Source organism: Actinocrinis sp. (assembly GCF_035650855.1).
Classification (GTDB): domain Bacteria; phylum Actinomycetota; class Actinomycetes; order Streptomycetales; family Catenulisporaceae; genus Actinocrinis.
This window is the reverse complement of the sequence record NZ_DASRGV010000042.1, coordinates 1-5,955: the sequence shown is the minus strand read 5'-3', so window position 1 is coordinate 5,955 and position 5,955 is coordinate 1. Positions and strand designations below refer to the sequence as shown.

Genomic DNA, 5,955 nt, shown 5'->3' with positions numbered 1-5,955 from the left:
GATGCCGTGCTCGGTCTGCGTCACCTTCGCCGTGGCCCGATACCCGCCCTGCTCCATCCGGGTGAGGGTGAGGCTCAGCGGCTTCTCGACGCCGTGCAGGCTCAGCGTGCCGTTGAACGTTCCACCGTCACCGCTCGGCGTGAAGGCGTTGGCGCGGTACACCGCTTGCGGATTCCGCTCGGTGCCGAGCGACTTGCGGGCGTTGCCGACAATGTCGCCCCGGTCCTTGTCCGTCAGCGGCTTCACGCCGCCGGTGCCCTCCAGCACGCGCAGCGAGGTCAGGTCCACGCGCGCTTCGATCGCGGGACCGCCTTCCACCCCGGGTGGCGTCACCGCTGCGGACCACTCGGTGATCTGCAGCACGAGGTCGTGGCCGACTTGCGCGGCCAGCCCCTCGCGGTACGTGCGCAGGATGATGCGGCCGTCGGACGGACCGAGTTGCACAGAGCCGGGCATGGGGCCACGTTAGGCCCCGCGCCCGGTTGCCGCCACCACCGCGCGAATCAGGAGACTTTCGCCTCCCTCGCCGGTCAGAGGCCGGTCAGACGCCGGGTCGGACGCCGGTGAGAGGACGGGTCAATCGTCAGTCGTAGCCGCTCAGACCACCGGATTCCACCCGTCGCCGCCGGCGAGGTACTTGGCTGCCGTGTAGTTCGCCGCGGCGCTGCTGCTCAGTTGCGGGCGGCTGGAGTTGACCGCCGCGCCCGGCCCGGAATTGGCATATTCGTAGTACCGGCCGGCGGTCCAGGTGGCACCGGAGATGCCGGTCCACGGGCCCGACCCATGGATCGCCGCCGGCAGCACCGTGTTGCGGATCACCGCCTGCGGTACCGCGCCGCTGTACGGCACCCACGCGCGGCCGAGGTAAACCGTGTTCGCGGCGAGCGAGGACGCAACCGTGCTGCCGGTGATCAGGATCCCGTACGCCTGGCTGCTGTACGTCGCCGGTGCGGTGAGCGCGCCGCTGCTGTAGACGCCGTCGTTCTCCACGTTGATGGTGCTGCGGTCGACTACCAGCGTGCCGTTGCCGAAGATGAAGTCCACGTCGCCGTCCACGGTCGAACCGTAGACGTACTGCCGGATGTCGACGCTCGGCGTGTTGCTCCAGGACAACAACGTGTCCTGATGTCCCCAGAACTTGTCGTACTTGTACACCTGCCGGTCGCCCTGCATGGCCAGCGCGACGGCCTGGGTGCCGCTGACGCCCGGGTAGTTGTTCTTGTTGAAGTTGTTCGCGAACGTGAGGTATTCGGCCGTGAAGTTGTTCGCCTTCACGGTGACCGTGGCCGAGCCGAGCGTTCCGTAGGCCGAGCCGGTCGCGGGATTGGTCTCGCCCGCGTAATTCGAGGCCTGAATCACCACGTCGGCGGCGTTGCCGGTGGCGCCGAGCAGCGTCAGGTGCAGCTTCGAGGCCGGGACGGTCACCGTCTCCGAGTAGGTGCCGGCGCCGATGGAAATGATGTAAGAGGTCGAAGAGTTGTTGGGCACGGCGTTCACCGCGGCCTGCACGCTGGTGTACTGGCCGCCGCTCTTCGCGACGGTGATCGTGACGGCGGCGTGCGCCGGCGGCGCGGCGCAGAAGGTGGCGAACGCCGCGAGGGCGGTGCTGCAGGTGCAGGCCAGGCTGAAGCGGGTGAGGGCTGATACACGCATGTGGGCCATCCATGAGAAGCGAAGTAGGCGGCTGCGTGCCGGACACCCTCATACCCGGCAGGCGGTGGACGGCCGGACGGGCCGTCCGCCGGTGAAGTTAAAGCAGCGGCGGACCGCCGTCAACGGTCCGCCGCCGAATCCCCCGCCGCTCCCCGCGCTTCTCAGACGGCGCCGATCAGCGCCGCCCCTCAGCGCCGCCGCGGCCGCCGGTCACACGCCCGGCATGGTGATCTGAGTCAGCCGCAGGTGGTTGCCGGACGGGTCGCGGAACCCGCAGTCGATGCCGTACGGCTGCTGCTGCGGCTTCTCGACGAACTCCACGCCGCGCGCGCTCAGCGCCTCGTACTCGGCCTGGCAGTCCTCGGTGGTCAGGAACACGGTGCCGGCGAATCCCTTGGCCACCAGCGCGCGCACGTCGTCGGCGGTCGCCTCGTCCATCACCGGCGGGCCGGGGATGGCCATCAGCACGATGGCGATGTCCGGCTGCCCGGCCGGCCCGACCGTCAGCCAGCGGAAGCCGCCCATCTCCGGCATGGTGACGTCCGACCGGACCTCCATGCCGAGCTTGCGGGTGTAAAAGGCGAGCGCCTCGTCCTGGTCGGTGACCCACAGCTGGGTCGTCGCGATCTTGTACATTCGAGCCTCCTGCACGGGTTGGCGACGACCCCAACGCTATGTCCGCGCGCCGCCGCCGTCTTCTCGAAACGTCTGATGTCGCGGCCTTCCGTAGAAACGCACGACACAGCCCGGGACGTGCGCGAAGGTCGAGGCCGGCGGGAACTTCGAGCGGTAGGCGGTGGGGGAGACGCCGTACGTCCGGGTGAAGCTGGTGGTGAAGGAGCCGATACTCTCCAGCCCCACGCTCATGCAGATCTCGGCGACCGACCGGTCCGTGAAGCGCAGCATCGCGGCCGCGCGCTCCAGCCGCCGGGTCAGCAGGTAGACGTGCGGGGACTCGCCGAACGCGCGCTTGAACTCGCGGCTGAACTGCGCCCGCCCGAGCCCGGCCGCCCGCGCCACGTCGGCCACCGTCAGCCGTTCGGCGTAGCGCGAGTCCATGAGGTCCTTGGCCCGCAGCAGATGCCGGGCATGCGGAACGACCTGAGCCATGCGGCCAGCGTAGGTCGCGGCGCCGACAATCGGGCGCCGCGTCCGGCTACTCCTCGATCGCCCCGCCGACCGACCGCAGGTGCTCGCGGAAGGTGAGTGCAGGCTCGGCGCGGCGGCGCTCCAGGTATCCGCTGAACCCGAGCTGGCGGCGCAGCCCCTCACCGGCGCGAATGCGGTCGGCCTGGCCGCGCTCGGTGTCGCGGATCCGCTCCGCGCTCGCCAGCAGTTCGGCGGCGTGGTCGGCCGGGAGGAACAGCGCGCCGTCCTCGTCGGCCGCGACCAGGTCCGCGCGGCCGACGGTCCACTGGCCGACCCGGGCCGAGTCCAGCGCGTCCTGCGGGCGGTCGTCCAACCGCAGCGGTCCGGTCGGCAGCGCGCCGAGGCTGAACACCGGCAGCCCGATCGCGCGGATGTCCGCGGTGTCGCGGTGCAGGCCCCAGACCACGATCCCGGACAGCCCGGCGTCCGCCGCTTCGAGCACCGCCAGATCGCCCACGCAGGCCTCGTCCGACCGGCCGCCGTTGTCCACGACCAGCACGTCACCGGGCTCGGCGCCCGCGAAGGCTTCGAGGAACACGTCGACGCTGCCGACGTGCCGCGCGGGCAGGACGCGGCCGAATACGCGGCTGCCAGGGACGACCGCCGCCAGACCCGCCGGTCCGCAGCGCACCGGCACCCCGGCGCGAATGCAGGCGTCGGCGAGATGCGCCGTGGTCAGCGTGGCGAAGCGTTGCCGAAGTTCCGCATAGTCCATGTCGCCGTATCCTGCCAGGCCCCCGCGCGGAGGGCACCGACGCATCCGCCGCTGCGGCCGGGGTAGACGGGCCTGGCACAGCTGAGGCAGCGCTGGCCCGGCCCGGCGGATCGGCAAGCGGGTCCGCCGGCGGCCGCGATATCCCTGGAGGTCTTGTCATGACGAAGGTGACCGTGTTGGGGACCGGATTGATGGGGTCCGGGATGGCGCGAAGCCTGGCGCGGGCGGGGGAGCAGGTCACGGTGTGGAACCGCAGTCCCGACAAGGCGCTGCCGCTCGCGGACGTCGGCGCGAGCGTCGCCGAGGACCCGGCGACGGCGGTCTCGGGCGCCGAAGTCGTGCTGACCATGCTGTTCGACGCCGACGCGGTCGAGCAGGTCATGACTGAGGCGCTGCCCGCGATGCACGAGCAGGCCGTGTGGATCCAGAGCGCCACGGTCGGCCTGGACGGGACCGCGCGGCTGGCCCGGCTGGCCGACCGGCATGAGATCGGCTTCATCGACGCGCCGGTGCTCGGCACGAGACAGCCGGCGGAGCAGGGCAAGCTGATCGTGCTCGCGGCCGGGCCGACGGAGTTACGGGTACGGGTCGCGCCGGTGCTCGACGCGATCGGCGCGCGCACGGTGTGGGTCGGCGAGCATCCCGGCCACGGCCACCGGCTCAAGCTCGCCGCGAACTCGTGGGTGCTGTCGGTGACCGGAGCCACCGCCCAGAGCATCGCGTTGACCAGGCAGCTCGGCCTGGATCCGGCGCTGTTCCTGGAGGCGATCTCGGGCGGCCCGCTGGACTGCGAATACGCGCAGCTGAAGGGCAAGACGATGATCGTCGGCGACTTCGCCCCGGCGTTCACGCTCGGCGGCGCGGTCAAGGACTCGGCGCTGATCGTGCAGGCGCTGCAGGCGGCGGGCTGCGACGATCGGCTGATGACGGCCTTGAACGCGCAGTTCGAGGACGGCGCGCAGGCGGGGCTGGGCGGTGACGACATGGCGGCGGTGATCCGCGTCTTCAGCTGAGTGCGTTCGTCTGCGTCCGCGTCGCTCGTCGCGGGCGCGGGTCGTGCGCCGCCGTCCTCAGGCCTTGCGCGCCACTCCCGCGTACAGCCCGAACTCCTCCGCGCGCGCCGGCACGCTCGGGTCCGGCCACTGCGCGATAGGCACCAGCCCGGGTTCCTCCAGCGGCATGCCGAGGAACAGCGACTCGATCGCCGCGCCGGTGCGCGGTACGTATGACGAGGTGGCGCGATAGGACTCGGTCGCCTCCAGCGCCCCCGACGGATTGAAGTCCGCGGTTCCGTGCGAGATGACGAGATAACTGCCCGCCGGCACTTCGCGCATCAGGCGGCTGATGATCTGCGCCGGGTTGTCGTAGTCCTGCACGAAGTGCAGCAGCGCGACGAGCAGCACGCCCACCGGCTTGCCGAAGTCGAGCACCCGCCGCGTGTCAGGATGCTGAAGGATCGCCTCCGGATCGCGGGCGTCGGCGTGCAGTACCGCGATGTGCTCCATGTCGCCGCTCTGCATCAACGCCTGGGCGTGGGCGCGCACGATCGGGTCGGAGTCGACGTACGTCACCCGGGCCTGCGGAATGACGCGCTGCGCGACCTCGTGCACATTGGGGGAGAACGGCAGCCCGCAGCCGATGTCGAGGAACTGGTCGATGCCCCGATGCGCGAGGAAGGAGACGGCGCGCAACAGGAAGTCGCGGTTCTCTCGGATGCTGGCTCGGGTCGTCGGCGCCATCGCCAGGATGGTCTCGGCCACGTCGCGGTCCACCGGGTAGTTGTTCTTACCGCCGAGCCAGTAGTCGTATATGCGCGCGGGGCTTGGCTGGTCGGTGTGGATCCGCGAGGGCGGCACTCCTTCACCGAGCAGGTGTGCGACTCGATCGAAGTCCGCGTTAGACATGTGCCCTTCCGGTGGTGCAGTTCTCGCCTAGGCGACGAGCGTACTCGTACTCGACGACGCGCGATGAGGACAGGTCCGTGAACCGCTGTCCGCCGTCCGTCGTTTGCCGCGCGCCGCGGACAGGCGACCGGAGGGAAGGGGCTACCTTCGTTCGCATGATCCCTGCTCGCTCCGTCGCGCTGTTCCTTCTCGCCGCCCTGTTCGAGATCGGCGGCTGCTGGCTGGTCTGGCAGGGACTGCGCGACCATCGCGGCCTCGCCTGGATCGGCGCGGGAGTCGTGTCCCTCAGCGTGTACGGATTCGTCGCGACACTGCAGCCGGACAGCCACTTCGGCCGGATCCTGGCCGCCTACGGCGGGGTGTTCGTCGCCGGATCGCTGGTGTGGGGCATGGTCGCGGACCGGTATCGACCGGATCGCTTCGACGTCATCGGCGCAGTGCTCTGCTTGATCGGAGTCGGCGTGATCATGTACGCGCCGCGCGGTCGCTGAGGCCGGACATACCGCGGCTCCCGGCCGTCTCCGCTGCGAGACG

At 70.5% G+C, this 5,955-nt stretch carries 8 protein-coding genes; 2 read left to right on the top strand and 6 right to left on the bottom strand.

Annotated features, from left to right (window positions below; translation table 11 throughout):
• The 5 genes from VFB40_RS03600 to VFB40_RS03580 form a co-directional block, all read right to left on the bottom strand.
• On the bottom strand, positions 1-456 hold a 456-nt coding region (locus tag VFB40_RS03600; protein ID WP_324847820.1), incomplete at its 3' end, for a YceI family protein.
• Between the two features lie 141 nt (positions 457-597).
• The gene (locus VFB40_RS03595; protein ID WP_324847819.1) at positions 598-1,653 is read right to left on the bottom strand and encodes a pectinesterase family protein; all 1,056 of its coding nucleotides are present in this window, start codon (positions 1,651-1,653) and stop codon (positions 598-600) included.
• A gap of 210 nt (positions 1,654-1,863) precedes the next feature.
• The gene (locus VFB40_RS03590) at positions 1,864-2,289 is read right to left on the bottom strand and encodes a VOC family protein (RefSeq protein WP_324847818.1); all 426 of its coding nucleotides are present in this window, start codon (positions 2,287-2,289) and stop codon (positions 1,864-1,866) included.
• A 36-nt stretch (positions 2,290-2,325) separates the two neighbouring features.
• Positions 2,326-2,763 (bottom strand): helix-turn-helix domain-containing protein, encoded by a 438-nt coding sequence (locus VFB40_RS03585; RefSeq protein ID WP_324847817.1) that lies wholly within the window; start codon positions 2,761-2,763, stop codon positions 2,326-2,328.
• 46 nt (positions 2,764-2,809) lie between these two features.
• The gene (locus tag VFB40_RS03580; RefSeq protein WP_324847816.1) at positions 2,810-3,517 is read right to left on the bottom strand and encodes an RraA family protein; all 708 of its coding nucleotides are present in this window, start codon (positions 3,515-3,517) and stop codon (positions 2,810-2,812) included.
• 158 nt (positions 3,518-3,675) lie between these two features.
• Here VFB40_RS03580 and VFB40_RS03575 point away from each other — a divergent pair, with 158 nt between their 5' ends.
• On the top strand, positions 3,676-4,530 hold the full coding sequence (locus VFB40_RS03575) for an NAD(P)-dependent oxidoreductase (protein WP_324847815.1): 855 nt from the start codon (positions 3,676-3,678) through the stop codon (positions 4,528-4,530).
• Positions 4,531-4,587: 57 nt separating this feature from the next.
• Here the strand turns inward: VFB40_RS03575 and VFB40_RS03570 are convergent, their stop codons facing one another.
• Positions 4,588-5,421, bottom strand: a complete 834-nt coding sequence (locus VFB40_RS03570; protein ID WP_324847814.1) for an SAM-dependent methyltransferase — start codon at positions 5,419-5,421, stop codon at positions 4,588-4,590.
• Between the two features lie 155 nt (positions 5,422-5,576).
• On the opposite strand from VFB40_RS03570, the gene VFB40_RS03565 reads away from it, so the two are divergent.
• Positions 5,577-5,912: a YnfA family protein gene (locus tag VFB40_RS03565; RefSeq protein ID WP_324847813.1), complete on the top strand. Its 336-nt coding sequence runs from the start codon at positions 5,577-5,579 to the stop codon at positions 5,910-5,912.
• Positions 5,913-5,955: the final 43 nt, after the last annotated feature.